This window comes from Streptomyces luteosporeus (assembly GCF_039532865.1).
GTDB lineage: Bacteria > Actinomycetota > Actinomycetes > Streptomycetales > Streptomycetaceae > Streptomyces > Streptomyces luteosporeus.
Genome location: NZ_BAAASL010000015.1, coordinates 93,515 through 108,507, shown reverse-complemented (window position 1 = coordinate 108,507; position 14,993 = coordinate 93,515). Strand labels below are relative to the sequence as shown.

Genomic DNA, 14,993 nt, shown 5'->3' with positions numbered 1-14,993 from the left:
AGGTGGCGGGCAAGGGGCGCAAGAGCGCGCTGGGGCTGTCTGGCCGGGCACGGGAAGCGGATTCGCGATGACCGCAACGGATCGCGCTCACCGCAATTCAATGGAGGTGGGTGTGACCGCTGGGGCGCTGCGCGCGGGGCTCGGGGATGCGGTACACGCGTTGTCCCTGGATGGATCCCAGGGCGGCGTTGACGACGGTGGGTGGGATCCAGGCGTTGCGGTAAGTGCCGTCCCAGTCGGTGCGGGGCCCGATGCGGGAGCGGCGCCAGTGCCCGCGCCGTAGGTGAGGCGAGAGGCGGCGGCCTGTCTCGGTGCCGACGCCGTCCTCCCGTGGAGCATCGTCGCTGCGGGAGGCGCGTGTGAGGGAAAGGACCCGTACGCCCCCGAGGACCCCTTGGCGTTCTTGCCGGGCGGTGGTTGCGGTCGGGCGCCGGGTGGGGAGTTCGGTGGGCTCGGGGGTGTTCCATGAGGCCCAGGCCAGGGCGGCCGCCAGGTTGGTGGCGGTGTCCGCCAGGGTGGACAGGGAGCGCCATCCGGGCAGGGCGGCGCGGGTGAGGGTGGTGCGGCTGGTGCCCGGGATCCGCAGCAGCCAGATCATCTCGTCGGCGAGCTGCCCGTCTTCGTCGGCGAGCAGCACCAGGCCGTCGATGAACGCGCCGCGGGCGTAGACGGCGTTCACGACCGGTACCGGGGGCGGCGGCGAGGCCAGGTTGACGGCGAGGCCCTGGCCGCGCGTCTCGGCGGCCGCCACCGCCTCGTCGACGGGCCGTCCGCTGGGAGCCGTCTCGAGGAGGTGGGCGAGGCGGGGGTGCCACAATCCGCTGCGCGGCTTCAGATGCAGCGGGGCGCCGAGGGCGAGCAGGCAGGAGCGGAAGGGCAGGCGGATGTCGTCCAGGGCCTCGCCCTGGGGCGGGGTGCTGTCGGCGACGCCGGCACAGGTGGCGGTGGGGATGTAGAAGGGCACGGTGTCGGCGAGGGCATGGCCGATGCTGGCGCAGGCGGCGCCCAGGCCCGTGCTGGCGTACGCGCGGCTGTCCAAGGCGATGCCCTCGCCGCGCAGTCCTTTGGCGGAGTCGGCCAGCGCCCTCTGGCCGAGCACCGCGCCCAAGGTGAGGGCACGCAGGGCGATGGCGTCGCCTGGTGCTGCCGGTTCGGTGCGCTGCTGGGGGTCGCCCCACCGCCCGCCGACCGTGAGGATGCGCATGTCCTGCTCGAAGACGGGGCGCATTGCGGCGTCCAGGCGGTCGTCGGCCACACCGGGGTCCGCGAAGTCGCTGTCGATGCGGGTAGCGATGCCGGCGGTCAGGGCGATCTGGCTGCCGAAGGTTTCCGGGAGGCCGAAGGGGGTGCACGCGGGCGGGGCCGGCTTTCCCACGATGAGTGCGCCCTCGTCGGTGGCGCTGGACAGGTCAGCGTCCAACAGATCGGACAGCTGGCGCCAGATCACCGGGCCATGGATCTGCTCGGCCCGTGCCGTGTACTCGGGGGTGGGGGTGCCGACCGCCAGACGCCGCAGGGTGGCGGCATCGTAGGTCTTGAGGGCCTTGGCCATGCCATCCGGTGACCCATAGAACTCCAACAGGCGTTCGCCGGCGCCGCGTTCGTCCGCTCGGTCCTCGGCGCGGTTGAACTCCATCCAGACGCCCATGATGTGGCTGAGCTCCGGAGTGTCGCGCGGGCCGAGGACCGGCAGCGCGTCACCGTGCCAGGTGATCGGCTGGCCGTCGTGGACGAGCTGAAGGTGGTCGCGCACGCTGACCAGGCCGTCGAGCCGGGCTGCCACCCAGTCGATGCGCCACCGTACCGGCTCCGTCTCCTCCTTCTCGGCGTGCGGCGTGCCGTCGAGCGGGGTCACCGGGCAGTGTGGTGCCTGTAGAAGTCCGATGGCCTGCTCGCGCACCTGCTCCCACGGCAGCTTGAGCTCGGCGGCAAGCTCCTCCCAGGTCACGGTGATCACTGCGGCCCCCAGTTCGTAGGAGCGTTCCAGCAAGCAGCCGTGAACCGCCGTACCCTGAACCGCTCCCAGCAGCTCGGCCGGCGGCGCAGGAACGGCCGGCGGCATCGGGTTCAACTTCCACTGCCCGTCGGGGCTGACCTCGATGAGACCGGCCGTGACCAGCGTGCCCAGCAGACGGCGGAGTGTTGTCGGTTCACTGGATTCGAGGACCGTGGGAAACCAGGCGCGGCGCAGCTCGGTGTCCGGCGGCGGCGTCAGTGCCGCTGTCTCCTCCATGACCCACGCCGAGGCGTCCCAGCCGCCGTAGCGCGAGACGAACTGGACGATGGCACCGACCGAGTTCCCCAGCACCCGTGGGTCGCCTCGCATCCCCTCGCGCTCGAGCTCGGCAATGCAGGCGAGCAACCAGGATGCGGCGCGCGGCAGGACCGCGCTCCATCCCTGGAGGACGAAGGCCTTCGCCCAGATGTGGTGATCCTCGACGAACAGGCCCTCCACCAGGCGCGGTTCGCCCATGGCCTCCGCTGGTCCGTGCTCCGCCGACTCATCATGGCCCCATTGCAGCGCCGCACCAGAGTCGGGTTCGGGGGCGGGCCAGTCGGCGATCAGCGCGCCGCGCGCGGCGTCGAGTCCTGATGCCGAAGAGAGGGCCAAAACGCCGCGGGCGGCCTCGCGACTGCGGATCGCGTCCACGTTGCCCGCATCGGTGACCAGCAGCAGCGCACCCTCGGCCATGCAGTCGAGTAGATCCTCATCCCGCCAGGGGTCGAAGGCGACCGACACGAGTTCCCGGCCGCTCGGCAGGGACAAAACCGCGACGAGATACCCGCCCTCGTCGGAGCCGCGGAAGTCCCAGCGCACCTGGGCATCGGTCGGCCCTGCCTCGGCCGGCAGCCACTCGCCGCGGTCCTCCGACGGATCCACCACCATCACAGCCATGGGGTGCGGATCGCCCTTGAGCTGCATCACCTTCACTTCACGGAGCGCCGCCACATCAGCGCTCGGAGACCACGCGGGGTACCCGCGGGAGAAAAGTACCGACGAGTCCGTGCCCGCGGCCGGACAGCCCTTGCCCACTTGCTTCTTGCGGTCCCGCTTCCCGCGGCTCGCCTTGCCCATGCCGCCCGAGCATAGAGGGCGCCACACCCCACCACGCCCGGTCTTGACAGACCTGCCGGTGCGCTGGGTCCCGCCACCGGTCGGAGGGCCTGAGGGCCTCGATTCAGCCGCGGTCCGCGAACCAGCCCCGGCCCGGGGGGGACCGTGCGCCCACGCGCTTCCGGGCAGCCGCTACCAGACGAAGCCCCGTTCGAGTGGATTACCGCACTGACGTCTCCTATGAGCGCGGCGTGGTGGCAGCATGCGGAGCACAGTTGGTGCCGCTCGGACGCGGACACCTGGAAGCGCACGATTCACGGTCGGTCTTGGGAGATCTCGGTTGAGGACGCAGGAGAAACGCGAGATGGCCGCCGTGGACACGATTGCCTCGGTGGCGACGCCCGTCACGGCGGTCGACGGGCAGCGACGAGGCTGGTGGTCGCAAAGCGAGCCGCATGCAGTTCTCTACGTGTCTGCGTGAGCTGGGCCGACACCGTCGGATACTGAGGGGATGCGCTACGCCACCGCCGTCCGCCGCCTTCGGACCGTCGCGGACTCGTGCACCCGTGCACTGGTTTTGCCCACCGAGCCGCCGCTCGTCGCCGTGTATGTGTTCGGCCCGGTGCTCGACGATCCCGGGAACGACGTGGAGGTCGTCCAGGTCGCCTTCGCCCTCGATATGCCCGCGGCTCAACTTCCGTGGGGCGTGGAACCGCCGGCCTGCGCCGCGCTGGCCGAACGACTAGGCGTGACCAAGGCCCCCGTCCACCGCGTATGGCGGTCCGCCGACCGTCACATCGCCAACCACGTGATCCGCAGACCTCTGCGCATCTGGAGCGTAGCCGGGAGCGACGAAACCGCCCTGGACGCCCTAGCCCACCAGCAGGCCGAGCCGCTGCGTGCGGACGATCCGGACCCAGCTCAGGCCCACGCACAGCGCGCGAGCGAACGGGGCGAGTCCCTCGCTCACCTCCGGGAGATCCGGGACCGCTACCAGGATCCCGACTGGCAACGCCGCCACCGCAGCGCGGGCCAGCCTCCCGAGATCTATCTGTGGTCCGCGCTGGACGGGTTCTTGGAGCTGGAGGACGCCACCACGCCGCGGACGACCGGAATTAAGACCGGGTGATCAGCAGACCGTGTCGGAGGTGGCGGGGCACGGGCATGGCATCGGCGGTCGCACGCGCCGCCCAAGCTGGTCACAGAGGGACGAGTTCCTGCGCGCCGGTGTCGTCCCATTCCACTCGGCGGTCGGCATTGTCCGCCCACGCCCGCCACCCGTGGATCGTCGGATCGAACGTCCCGCACAAGACCACGGTACGCACCGTCAGCGGTCGGCTCTGCTCGTCCCAGTCGCCCACGTCCACCACAGGGTGCCCGTCCAGAAGCGCGTATCCCTGGTGCGCCACCTGCCGCGCCCAGGTGCTCGCCACCCGCATGATGAAGACGGGCGGCTCATCACGTTCGACTTTCCACGTGAAGATCGTTCGGGGTCTGTGGCGGCAGGCCGGGTCTGCACGACGGCGGTCGGGACCTGGGGGAGCGCGCTCAGGTTCGTACGCCGGATGCCGGCGGCTGCTCGCCGGTCGACCCCTGCCACGTTCGCAGTGGCGCGCCGCTTCGGGGTGAGGTTCTGTTCGAGCGGGACGTCCCGATGCCCGGCATCCGCCGGATCGCAGCCGCACCTGCTGCTGACACTCCTGGCGGGCGCGATCCGCAGCGGCGGGCCGTGCCCCCCACGCTCCCCGGCTGGTCTCGCAGGTGAGGCTGCGTCCGGCTGGGGCTGAGTCCCGAGGGCTCCGCTGCACCAGACGTGCCTCCTCGGATGGCGGGGCCGCGGCTGCGCCGTTCAGGACGCGGCCCTGGGGGTAGTGCCTCCCGGGTTCTGGCCGGGGGTGGGCGGCTGCTGGTGCTGCGGGCGTTGCGGGGCGGACTGCTCGCGGGATGCCGGAGGAACAGCGCTGGCCGTGCGGAACACGGTTCTCATCTTGGCGGACAGCTGACCGATCGCGTCGACGACCTCCGCGACACGCTCAGGGTCCAGTGCGGTGAAGGCGGACGAGGCCAGGGCCGGATCGAGGGTGGCCAGCGTCTCGTTCAGTTCCCGCAGGGTGCGCGCCCCGGGGGCTCCCGCCTCGACGGTCCTGGTCCGGTCTGGCATGGCCGCGTCTTCTGGTCCGATCCACTCCTGCACCGCCCGGGCACGGGCGGCCGCGGTGGCGGCGGTGGCGAGGTGGCCTTGCTGGGCGAGGTCGACCAGACGGGCCTGGTCGGCTTCGGCGTCGGGATGACTGCGGCGAGGAATCACGGCGGCGAGGACGGCCAGGAGCGGCTGTGCGCGGATGACACTGGCGTAGATCTGCGCGGCGTGCTGCGCGGTGGCCTCCATCCAGTCGTAGTCGTCGGTGCCGGTGGCTCGGGCGGTGAGCAGTTCAAGGACGTCCTTCGTGCGTTCGGCTGCCTCGGGGAGCTCGGGGCCGCAGGCGGCGAGCCGGTTCCAGTCGGCGCTGAGGACCTCGTCGGGAGCGTTGTCGTACGGGATGAGCAGGTCGGCCCGGTTGTAGGCGGCGCTGGCGCTGTGGGCCTGGTGGCGGATCTCCTCGGCCGCGCGCTTGGAGATCCCGGTGCGTTTGCTCACTTCGGCGAGCACGTCCTGGTCGGGCAGGACGCCGGTGTCGGAGGTGATTAGGATGCCCCAGGCCCGGCCGGCCTGTTGCGCGCTGTCCAGGGACAGCGGCTGGTGGTTGCTCGGCATCTGCCGGATGAGCCACTCAGCCTGGGCATCGACGAGGGCTTGGGCCTGCTCGGAGACGCCCCCGTTTAGGAGCCCGTTGACCTGGACGTCGAAGAGGGCCGATTCGAGGAGTCGCCCCGGGGCGATTGCACCCCCGGGGTGCTCGATGCTCTGGCGGGTTCGGGAGTGATCCTTGGTGAACCACTCGATGGCGCTGTGGACGGTGTCCCCCGGGGGGCGGGCGGCGTCACCGCCCGCCCCCCGGGCATCGGGTTCGTCAGCAGCCACGGGTCGCTCCGTTGGGTGCGGCGGTCGGGGTCACGCGACGTTCGCCTGCTGGGTGTTGTAGGGGGTGGGATCCGGTACGGACTGTTCGTGGTAGCGCAGTGCCTCGCGGGTTGCCTGCTGGAACTGCTCGCGGCTGTGGTCGATGAGAGCGCTCGGGTCGAGTGTCTCCCGCGCGGCCGCCTCGACCGCGGTGCTGGCGTCGCGTGCGGTACGGCGGACCGTCATGGTGACGAGGTGGCCGGCCCCCTGGTCGGCCGGAGCGACCTTCACTGTGCGCGCCGCCAGCCCGATGTTGTCGAGCTCCTGGAAGTCCAGCGGCGGGGCCCCGTCATATCGGGCCAGTTGCTGGGCCTGGTTGTTCAGCAGCCAACGGTCCTGGGCGGCATCCGGAGGCAGTGACTGGATGGCCTTGAAGAGGTAGCGGTGTTCGGGTTGGGTGAAGTCCTGTTCGGCGAGGGAGCGGGTGGGGCCGCCCTGGTGCAGCTGGCTTGGATCCTGCATGAGCGAGATCAGGATTCGGCGTTCGGTGGGCAGAGAGGTGTAGCTCGGTTGCCCCTCGCTCTGCTCGGGTGCAGGCTTTGCGGTCTGGTCCGGTGTGCTGTAGCCGGCGAGGGTGCGGGGTGCGTTGTCGAGACGCTCGGCGAGTTGGTCCAGGGCGTACTCGGTCGTGCTGAGCTCGAGACCGATCTGGCCCAGGGAGGCGTTGGAGAGTCCGTAGTCACGGACGCGGCCTGCCAGATTCTCGACGGCGGCGGGAATGCTCGGCTCGAGGATGAAGGTGACCGCGTACCGAGCGGCGTGGTCGGGGTTCGGGCGGAAGTCCGGAGCGTTGGGATCTGGGCGGAAGTCCGGGGAGCTCGCGTAGGCCAGCCAGGCGCCGATGGTCTCGTTGACGTTGGCGTCCAGGCGGGCCTGGGCCGCAGGGTCGCCGGTGGATCGATGGTGGTCGTTGTAGGTCAGACGTGTGGTGATGTGCTGGATCATCGCCGCGGCACGCTGTTGCGGTGTGAGGTTGGGGTCGGTGGCCGCCGGCAGCGCGATGGCGGGGTCCGGGCCCGTGATCAGGGCGTCCCAGATCTCGGCGGTCGCGGGGTCGCCGAAGTCCTGGGGCTGGAGCCAGTAGGGCGAGGCGTCGGGGCTCTGTGGGGAGTACCGGAATTGCTGGGCTCGTGTCGGGTCGTTGAGGATCGCCCCGATGACCGTCAGTTCTCGAGAGCGTGCGTCATTGTCGTAGCCCCGTGGGCGGGTCAGTTCGAATGGGACGTTCTCGGTGGTGGAGGGGTGCTGGGCTGCGCGGGCGATGACGTAGGCGTCGTGGCGGGCGTGCGCGGGGTTTGCTGGCCAGGTGGGCTGTGCCAGCTGGCGGAAGGTGCTGTGGAGGCCTGCCCAGAACTCTGAGTGGGTGTAGTACGCCTGGTTGACGGCCCACTGTGCGTTGGGGTCGCCCGCCGCTGCGCGCTGCTGGTAGAGGGTCATCATCCTGGCGGCGAGGACGTCGGCAGCGGCCTGCGCCCGATCGGCGCCCGGGTAGGCGTGCAGCCGCTGCTCGATGTCATCGAGTCCGTCGGGCACCAGTGCCTCGTAGGCGTCGCCGATCCAGGTCGTCTGGAAGTGGTCGGGCCTGAGCCAGTACTGGGGCCCGCCGCCGCGGTTCCAATCGACGAGTTGGTACGCCGCGGAGCCATCGCGCAGCAGGCTGCTGAGGACGTTGAGCTCGTGCTGCGGCGCCCCGTACGTTGCGTTGTTCACGCTGCTCCCGCTTCGGGCTGGGCGGGCAGCTTCTCGCCGAGTTCGGCGTCCGCTCCGGGAGGTGCGCCGGCGGCCGCGGTCGCGGCCCGGTAGCGGGCGGCATGGAGGTCGAGTTGAGCGGATGCGGCTTCGTCGAGCGCCACCCAGCCCTCTTCGTTGCGCCGCCACCACCGGTTCATGTAACGCACGGGGCTGCCCTCGAATCGGCCGAACAGAGCAGCCTTCTCGTCCGCGATGAGTTGGTCCATGGCGGCGGGCGGCATCGGTGCGTTCAAGACCCTCTGCTGTGCCGAGTCCTTGAGGAGCTCCATGCGTTCGGCCCAGGTGACCGTGGGGTTTCCGGGCTCGGCCATGGTCGGCTCCATTCGAATGAGGAGGGTGGACTCCAGACAGGCTGCGTCGTGATTCACCGGCCAACCAGCCGAACCTGGAGTGCGGTCCAAGGGGTGAGTGCGATGAGCGCGGATTCTTCTTGGTGCGTCCCACCCGGCGGGAATCAGGCACGCGAGTGGCCTTCGGCAGGACGTCGGTGGGACCTCATCGCGAGGCGGTTTGAGTCGCTGTGACTGATCACTCCACTTGGCGGATAGAGCGATTGAGTTGGCGGAACCCTTGGTACTTGCCTGCGCCGCACGTAGCCTCCGAGGGAGCGTGCACAGGCGCGGCGGAGTATTCCGGGAGCGGTCTTATGGTGATCACGTGGCGTCGGATCGACGAGCAGGACTTCCCGCTGCTGCGGACGTGGCTGCAGCAGCCCCACGTGAAGCGTTGGTGGAATCACGAGACAACGGCGGAGGCGGTGGCGCGCGACTTTGGCCCCGCTGCCCGGGGCGAGGAGCCCTCGGAGGATCTCCTCGCATTCCTCGAAGGCGTTCCGGTCGGTCTGGTGCAGCGTTCACGCCTGCGGGACTACCCCGAGTACCTGGCCGAGCTGGCGTCTATCGTCCCTGTACCTGACGACGCGATGACCATCGACTACCTGATCGGCGATCCCCGCCGGACCGGCCAGGGCATCGGGACGGCGATGGTCCACTCCGCCATCGTGCGAACCTGGGCCGAACACTCAGCCACTCCGTGCATTCTTGTCCCAGTTGTGGCAGCCAACCGCGCTTCATGGCGGGCGCTTGAGCGGGCTGGACTGCACCGGGTCGGGGTCGGAAATCTGGAGCCGGACAACCCAGTCGATGACCACACCCACTACCTCTACCGCATCGACCGACCGCGGCCCGGCGACTGACAGTTTCCCGCCTGCCGGCCAACCAGAACGCTCAGCCCGGCAAATCAAGTGCACACCCGCCAAGTGGAACGCTCAGTCACAGTCGCCGGCTTGACCGTCGGCGCGGAGTGTGTGCTTAACTGGATCTCGAGACCAGCCATCTCCAGAGCCCATCCGACGAGTTGGGCATATGTAGTTCTGTGCCTTCACGGGTGCAGTTGTGGCTGGTCTCTCTTTTTGTTCCGGCGCCTGCCCGCACCGGCAGGGCCGAGGATGCCGGCGGTCGTCTCAGGACCGCTCGGCATGCCGAGCTTCCCGGCGCTGACCAGCAGCGTTGAACTGGTAACGTGCAACAACCCGCTGCGCCGTCCCCTCCCACGCGGCACAGGGCCGCGCCGGCCTGTGCGAGACCGGTCCTGGACCAGTTGTCGTGGGCGGCGGTGAGCTCCACGGCCACCCCGTTGCGGCGCAAGTACTGGCCCATGGTCTGGTCGGTGCTCCACTGGGTGAGCGCGGCGCCGTCCCAGCCGTAGGCGCGGCAGTCGCCGATCCAGTGGATCGTGGTGGGCTGGCCGGGCTCCATGCGGGCGAGACGGCGGAGGCGTGCGGCGGCGTGTCGTAGGCGTGGGCCATCTACCCGGCGGTGGTCAGGGCGGCCAGTCCGCCCATGGTCATGCCGATGTGGTGATCACCGGGAGGCACCGCGTGGGCGTAGCGGACGACTGCCGCGTCGTGGCCCGCGCCGTCGACGACGGTGGCACACACCCGCTGCCCGCGCCGCTGGAGGTCGTATCCGTCGGCACACGGGGGCTCGGTGCCCGATCGCTGCGCCGTCCCCGCCTGATCGCCTGCATGCCCGCCTCGTGGTGAGTACGGGTTTCGGCCATCGCCTTCTCCTTCGTGTCAGTCGCCGGCCTCGTCGGTCCGCCCTGCACTCCAGCTGGAGAAGAGGCGCGTCAAGGAGTGCACCAAGGTGCGAAAGTGAGGCTGCTGGGGCGGGAGTGGCCCTCCGAGAGACCGCGTCACCACGTGATGGCTCGTCGGCTCCAGCAGCCGCATCTGGTCAATCCCGGCATTCCCGCGCGTAGGTGAACGGTGCTGCGTAGTCTGGGGTTGCCGTCCCGGTGGTCCCCCTGTGCCACCGGGACGCTGCTGCGTCAGTGATCCCGGATCTGGTGGATGCCGTCCACCGGGTCCGAAGCGGCGCGGATCTGTTCGCGCCACCCGGCGGGCCATTGGGTGGCGGCGTCCCAGCGCAGCCCGCCGAGGTAGAGGTGGGTGAGGTCGGCGGTGCGCAGGTCTGCTCCGCTCACGTCGTTGCACACACGGTCGAACGTCTCGTCCGCCTCCGCGAGATCGGCGACCAGGCGCCTGAGCGTCCTGCGGATGATGCGCGGTGTGGCGGTGGCGAGTTGCTCGGCGTCGTGGCGAGCCTGGCGCAGGGCGCGGTTGAGCTGTTCTGGGCCCGGGCCGGCATCGCGGACTTGGGGCGGGAGGGTGATGTCGAGTGTGTCCGGCAGGGTGGCGAGGGACCGGTCCGGGTGGTCGAGAGCGTCCCGGGCCGCCCGTCGGGCTTCGGTGATCTGCTGGGCGGGCCACAGCAGGTGCCCGCGGGTCTGCAGGCGCGTTACAGCGTTCCAGGAGGCGATGGTCCGGGCGGCGGCCGCGACGGGGCGGCGGCGCCATGGGAGGTGCCGGGACACGTACGTTGGCCAGGACGCCGTGTTCACCGTTCCTCCTTGTCCGCCGGGTCCTCGGAGCACTGTATGCCCGCACGCGGCCGGGCACGGCCGCGATCGCGGTGCCGGGCATGAGGGAGGGACGAAACGACGGAGCCCCGCCGTAGGGCGGGGCTCCGTCGGGCTCCAAGTACGGGCAACAGCTGTGGGGCAGGCGTTCGGCCTGCCTGCGGACGGGAGGCTGGCGTCAGCGGCGCGACCACCTGAACCAGCGCCCGGTCATCCACCGCTCGGTGACCGAAAGCAGGCCGAGGAACAGCACGAGCAGGCCAACGGACTGTGCCAGCTCGACGCTCGGGCCGTCGTAGGCGACATACATGCCGGTGACCAGCACCATGACAACGAAGCCGAGCGCGAAGACGCCCTGGAAGAACACCATCAGGCCTCGCATGGTCCTGCCTCCTCTGTCGTTGAGCCTCTTGCGCGTCTAGGGGTTGTTGTGCTCGCGACAGACGACTGTAGCAGTTGGTCGATGCTGTTCGGTTGCCAAGGCCCGACTGCGCGTGTGCTGCACCTAGTTGCTCGGTTGCCGGAGCCGCTCGGCGATCTGTGCGCGCATGGTCGCGGTGCGCTCGGGAGCCGCCACCTCCAAGAGCATGTTGACCAGGTCGGAGGCCAGGGGTCCTGCCTCGTGCAGGGGTAGTTGCATCCACGCCTGGGCGGCGTTCTGCGCCGCCACCTGGGTGCGGCGCTTGCCCGGCCCGAGCCGGTCGAACCAGGCGAGGGCGAGCCAGGTCCACGAGGCGGTGGCGAAGGCATACTCGCCGCTCAGGTAGGCCAGGTCCGCGCGGAACTGCGCCGCCTCGAGAGTCGCCGCCGCCGTGTCGCCCTGCTCAGCGGTGAGCTGCTGCAGGATGGCGTCAGCGGCCGGTATGGCGGTGTCGAAGTCGTGGGCGCGGCCGGCGGCCTGGGCGGCGGCGAGCCGGTCGAAGAGACTGCTCGGCTGCTGCTGCTCGGCCGCCACCGGTTGGGGACCTGCAGCAACAGCCGGGGTCACCGGGGCCTGGGTAGTGCCGTCGGGCATGACCTGCATGTCGAACCGGGAGTTGGTGCGGTCGTCCTGGACCTGGACGAGGACCGGCAGGCCGCTGCCGGCTGCTTCGATGTGGAGGACCTTGATGACGACCTGCGAAGGGTCCACCCCGTCGGGTACGGCCTGAGGTTCGCCGTCGATGCGGAGCTGGCCGCTGCGGCTGATGTGGACCTGGTAGCGGGTGCTGGTGTTCATGGTGTGCGGCCCGCGGCGTGGTGCTGCGGGCCCCCTCCTTCACAGATCAGAGCGAGAGTCCGCGGCTGCGGAGATAGGCGCTGGGGTCGATGTCGGATCCGTAGGCAGGTCCGGTGCGGGCTTCGAAGTGCAGGTGCGGGCCGGGTACGTTGCCGGGGGCGCCGGAGGGACCGATCTGCTGACGGGCCTTGACGGTTTACCCCTTGCTGACGGTGATCTTCGCGAGGTGCGCGCATTGCGTGTACTTGCCGTCGCTCATCTTGATGACGACGTTGTTGCCGTACGCGCCGCCCCATCCGGCTTCGACGACGATGCCGGTGCCGGCGGCCTGGACGCCGGTGGCGACGGGGAAGTCGATGCCGGTGTGGCTGCCGGAGGACCACATGCCGCCGCGGGCCTTGTAGGGGGTGGTGACGTGAGAGTTCTCCACGGGCAGCGCCCACGTCCCCTTGCCCTTGGTGTTGGTGGAGTTGGCGGCGTTCTCGGCGGCGTCGCGCCCCGAGGTGGTCGTGAGCACGGCCTTCTTGGCCCCAGCTCTTGACCACGAGCTCACCGGCGGCTTTCTCCCACTTGGCGCACGCGTCGGGGAACCCGCTGCGCCGGACGTTCTGGGCGGCATGGGTGAGCGGCTTGACCTGCCACTTGTCGACCTTGGCGGGGTGCGAGAAGAAGGAGTTGCTGGCATAGATCGGTCGGTGACCTGCATGACGGTGCCCCGGCCCTGTGAGGGGTGCTGCTGGCAGAGGCCCTGGGAGTCGCGGTCTCTGTGCCCGATGTTCCTGAGCACCGGCTTCTGGATCGTGGTGGCCACGCCGATCACCGGGGCGCGGGGCGGCAGGCCGCGGCTGCGAGTGACGTCGGTGATTACGCTGGCGTTGCGTTGCTGTTCCTCCATCCAGTCGACGCTCTGCTGTTCGCGCTGCAGGTTCAGGGACACCGTGACCTGCGCCCCGGGCTCGGCGGCCGGAATCTCCTGCTGTTTGCTGGTCGCCTTCATCGCCGCGGGTGTGCAGGAGTCCTCCCGCTTCGCTCCGTCGTCCGTGTCGCCGGCGCCCAACATCAGCGGGGCAGAGCGTTCCAGCGCACATCGCCGCTAACCGGCCCCCGGCGATGCTGATGGCTTTGCTCATATCTCGATCCCCAGTCGTCGGTGCGCATCCCGCCACGAGGGACGGAAACCGCAGTTCCCGTGCCATGGGGTGAGCCCGATTGACCGGGGATCCCAGGGCTGCGAATGCGCCTCTACATAGCCCGCACAATGCGAGGCTAGCGTCTGCGCCGAGTGAGAAGCAGCAGGGAAACGACAACTCGCGGTGAATATTAAGGCATTGAATTACGGATGCGTCAATGCATCCCCCGGTGAGGCATTTTGACGCCTCTCTATATTCGGCTGCGATGTTCGGCGCGATGCGCGAAATCCCTCGCTATCGACGAACCAGCTATCCAGGTCCTACACGCGGACTGGGGCAGGCTTTCGCAGCCTGGGAGGGACTCGTGCAGGTAACACAGCAGGTGATGCAGCTCGCCGCAGACGGCGACATAGGCAGCCTCACGGACGGCATTAAGCCCGACTGGGCGGTATTCGGCGCGATCGGCACCAAGGCGAAGATCATCGTCGGCGTGGTGATGGCCGGTGCTGTTCTCTTCCTGCTCGGAAGCGCCATTGTCGGCGCGGTTCATATCCGAGTCGGAAATCAGCAGCACAACACAATGGAGACGAAGAAGGGGCAGACGATGGTCGCCAGCTCCCTTCTCGGTCTGTTCGCAGTCGCCTCCATGTCAACTCTCTTCGGCATCGTCTATGGGTTTGGAATCTAATGGCCGGCAACCAGAAGCAGACCGGAACCCGGACCCTGACGGCGAAGGCGCCGGAGTCCCCCGGGGCAGCGTCCCCGTGGCGCCGGGTGAAGATCGGTGCGATCATCTTCGGCGTCGTGCTGGCGCTCGGGATGGCGCTGACCCTGTTCGGCGGGGGCAGGAGCGACAAGGGAAGCGCCGAGACGCCCGCCGACTCCACTCCCACCCCCCAGGCCGGTGGCAGCGGACCCGGCGCCAAGGCGAAGTCCGTCAAGGACGGCGTCCCTGTGGGCTATCCGCGCACCAAGGACGGAGCCGCGGCCGCCGCGGTCAACTACCAGATGGCCCGATCCGCGCCGGGCTACTTCACCGACCAGGGGCTGCGCCACCAGGTCCTCAAGACGGTAATGACGTCCTCCGCTCTGGCCAATCAGCAGGCGCAGGACGACCAATTGACCAAGGGCCTCATGGCTTCGCTCGGAGTGACCGAGCAGACCGCGCCGGACTTGGTAATGCGTGCTGCCCCGCTCGGCACCAGCATCCGCTCGTACTCCGAGGACACGGCGACGGTCAAGGTGTGGATGAGCGAGGTCGTCGGGGTGCCCACCGAGAAGTCGAAGATGCCGGTCTCCGGTTCCTGGTCGACCTACACGCTGATCCTGCAGTGGCAGGACGGTGACTGGAAGGTCGCCACGATCGCCCTTTCGGACGGCCCCACCCCGCTGGTCTCACCGGGTCAGCCCGCGTCCTCCCCCGAGGACATGCGCCTGGCCAACAAGGAATTCGGGGCGCCCCGCTATGCAGGCTGACTTCGTGCGGCGGCGCATGGCGCAGGGGCTCGTTGCCGCCATGTTCGCGGCCTCCCTCGTGGTTGCCGGCCCGGCTGCCCCCAAGGCCCATGCCGATATCATTCCCAGCTGGGCGAACCCGTGTAACTTGCCCGGGGGAAAGACCGTGTGCAAAAAGGCATCGGACGGCGCCAAGTCGCTCTATCACAAGTCCGGAGCCGACTCCCTTGTCGATGGTGTGAGCGACGTCGTCAATTTCGCCTCGGACCCGCTCGGATACCTGGAGCAGAAGCTGCGCGCCGGGACCAAGGGAATGTTCTCTGCCTTTGGTGAGGAGCTCACCGGCAAGAAGGTCGGGGAGCCCGAGAAGGGCAAGAAGAAGAGCAAGGGGGACTAGTC

The 14,993-nt window shown here is 69.4% G+C and carries 16 protein-coding genes; 6 read left to right on the top strand and 10 right to left on the bottom strand.

All coding sequences use genetic code 11. The features are described from left to right. Positions 1-97: 97 nt before the first annotated feature. Positions 98-2,923, bottom strand: a complete 2,826-nt coding sequence (locus ABD361_RS20365; RefSeq protein WP_344436822.1) for an AcrVA2 family anti-CRISPR protein — start codon at positions 2,921-2,923, stop codon at positions 98-100. Positions 2,924-3,566: 643 nt separating this feature from the next. On the opposite strand from ABD361_RS20365, the gene ABD361_RS20360 reads away from it, so the two are divergent. Then, on the top strand, positions 3,567-4,184 hold the full coding sequence (locus tag ABD361_RS20360; protein ID WP_344436821.1) for a DUF7711 family protein: 618 nt from the start codon (positions 3,567-3,569) through the stop codon (positions 4,182-4,184). Between the two features lie 70 nt (positions 4,185-4,254). On the opposite strand, the gene ABD361_RS20355 is transcribed toward ABD361_RS20360, so the two are convergent. From ABD361_RS20355 to ABD361_RS20340, 4 genes are all read right to left on the bottom strand, one after another. After that, entirely contained in the window at positions 4,255-4,488 is a 234-nt protein-coding gene (locus ABD361_RS20355; protein ID WP_344436820.1) for a hypothetical protein, read from the bottom strand. Between the two features lie 416 nt (positions 4,489-4,904). Then, positions 4,905-6,077, bottom strand: a complete 1,173-nt coding sequence (locus ABD361_RS20350) for a hypothetical protein (RefSeq protein WP_344436819.1) — start codon at positions 6,075-6,077, stop codon at positions 4,905-4,907. Between the two features lie 30 nt (positions 6,078-6,107). Then, positions 6,108-7,826 carry a DnaB-like helicase N-terminal domain-containing protein gene (locus ABD361_RS20345; RefSeq protein WP_344436818.1) on the bottom strand — a complete coding sequence of 573 codons (1,719 nt, stop codon included), beginning with the start codon at positions 7,824-7,826 and terminating at the stop codon, positions 6,108-6,110. After that, the gene (locus ABD361_RS20340; RefSeq protein ID WP_344436817.1) at positions 7,823-8,179 is read right to left on the bottom strand and encodes a hypothetical protein; all 357 of its coding nucleotides are present in this window, start codon (positions 8,177-8,179) and stop codon (positions 7,823-7,825) included. The genes ABD361_RS20345 and ABD361_RS20340 overlap by 4 nt, the downstream gene beginning before the upstream one ends. 335 nt (positions 8,180-8,514) lie before the next feature. Between ABD361_RS20340 and ABD361_RS20335 the strand changes: the two genes are divergently transcribed. Beyond that, positions 8,515-9,063: a GNAT family N-acetyltransferase gene (locus tag ABD361_RS20335; protein ID WP_344436815.1), complete on the top strand. Its 549-nt coding sequence runs from the start codon at positions 8,515-8,517 to the stop codon at positions 9,061-9,063. A gap of 612 nt (positions 9,064-9,675) precedes the next feature. Here ABD361_RS20335 and ABD361_RS20330 read toward each other — a convergent pair. From ABD361_RS20330 to ABD361_RS30715, 5 genes are all read right to left on the bottom strand, one after another. Further along, positions 9,676-9,807 carry a hypothetical protein gene (locus ABD361_RS20330; protein WP_344436814.1) on the bottom strand — a complete coding sequence of 44 codons (132 nt, stop codon included), beginning with the start codon at positions 9,805-9,807 and terminating at the stop codon, positions 9,676-9,678. Positions 9,808-10,199: 392 nt separating this feature from the next. Beyond that, entirely contained in the window at positions 10,200-10,772 is a 573-nt protein-coding gene (locus ABD361_RS20325; protein ID WP_344436813.1) for a hypothetical protein, read from the bottom strand. Positions 10,773-10,968: 196 nt separating this feature from the next. Beyond that, on the bottom strand, positions 10,969-11,172 hold the full coding sequence (locus ABD361_RS20320) for a hypothetical protein (protein ID WP_344436812.1): 204 nt from the start codon (positions 11,170-11,172) through the stop codon (positions 10,969-10,971). Positions 11,173-11,295: 123 nt separating this feature from the next. Continuing rightward, the gene (locus ABD361_RS20315; protein ID WP_344436810.1) at positions 11,296-12,009 is read right to left on the bottom strand and encodes a hypothetical protein; all 714 of its coding nucleotides are present in this window, start codon (positions 12,007-12,009) and stop codon (positions 11,296-11,298) included. 196 nt (positions 12,010-12,205) lie between these two features. Then, a complete protein-coding gene (locus ABD361_RS30715) occupies positions 12,206-12,526 on the bottom strand; it encodes a M23 family metallopeptidase (protein WP_425583273.1) in 321 nt (106 codons plus the stop codon). A gap of 256 nt (positions 12,527-12,782) precedes the next feature. On the opposite strand from ABD361_RS30715, the gene ABD361_RS20305 reads away from it, so the two are divergent. The 4 genes from ABD361_RS20305 (at position 12,783) to ABD361_RS20290 (ending at position 14,991) form a co-directional block, all read left to right on the top strand. Then, a complete protein-coding gene (locus ABD361_RS20305; protein WP_344436809.1) occupies positions 12,783-13,106 on the top strand; it encodes a hypothetical protein in 324 nt (107 codons plus the stop codon). A 298-nt stretch (positions 13,107-13,404) separates the two neighbouring features. Beyond that, positions 13,405-13,827, top strand: a complete 423-nt coding sequence (locus ABD361_RS20300) for a hypothetical protein (protein WP_344436808.1) — start codon at positions 13,405-13,407, stop codon at positions 13,825-13,827. Beyond that, positions 13,827-14,615, top strand: coding sequence for a DUF8175 domain-containg protein (locus tag ABD361_RS20295; RefSeq protein ID WP_344436807.1), 789 nt, complete (start codon positions 13,827-13,829; stop codon positions 14,613-14,615). Before ABD361_RS20300 ends, ABD361_RS20295 begins: the two co-directional genes overlap by 1 nt. Next, a complete protein-coding gene (locus tag ABD361_RS20290; protein WP_344436806.1) occupies positions 14,605-14,991 on the top strand; it encodes a hypothetical protein in 387 nt (128 codons plus the stop codon). The genes ABD361_RS20295 and ABD361_RS20290 overlap by 11 nt, the downstream gene beginning before the upstream one ends. Positions 14,992-14,993 lie beyond the last annotated feature (2 nt).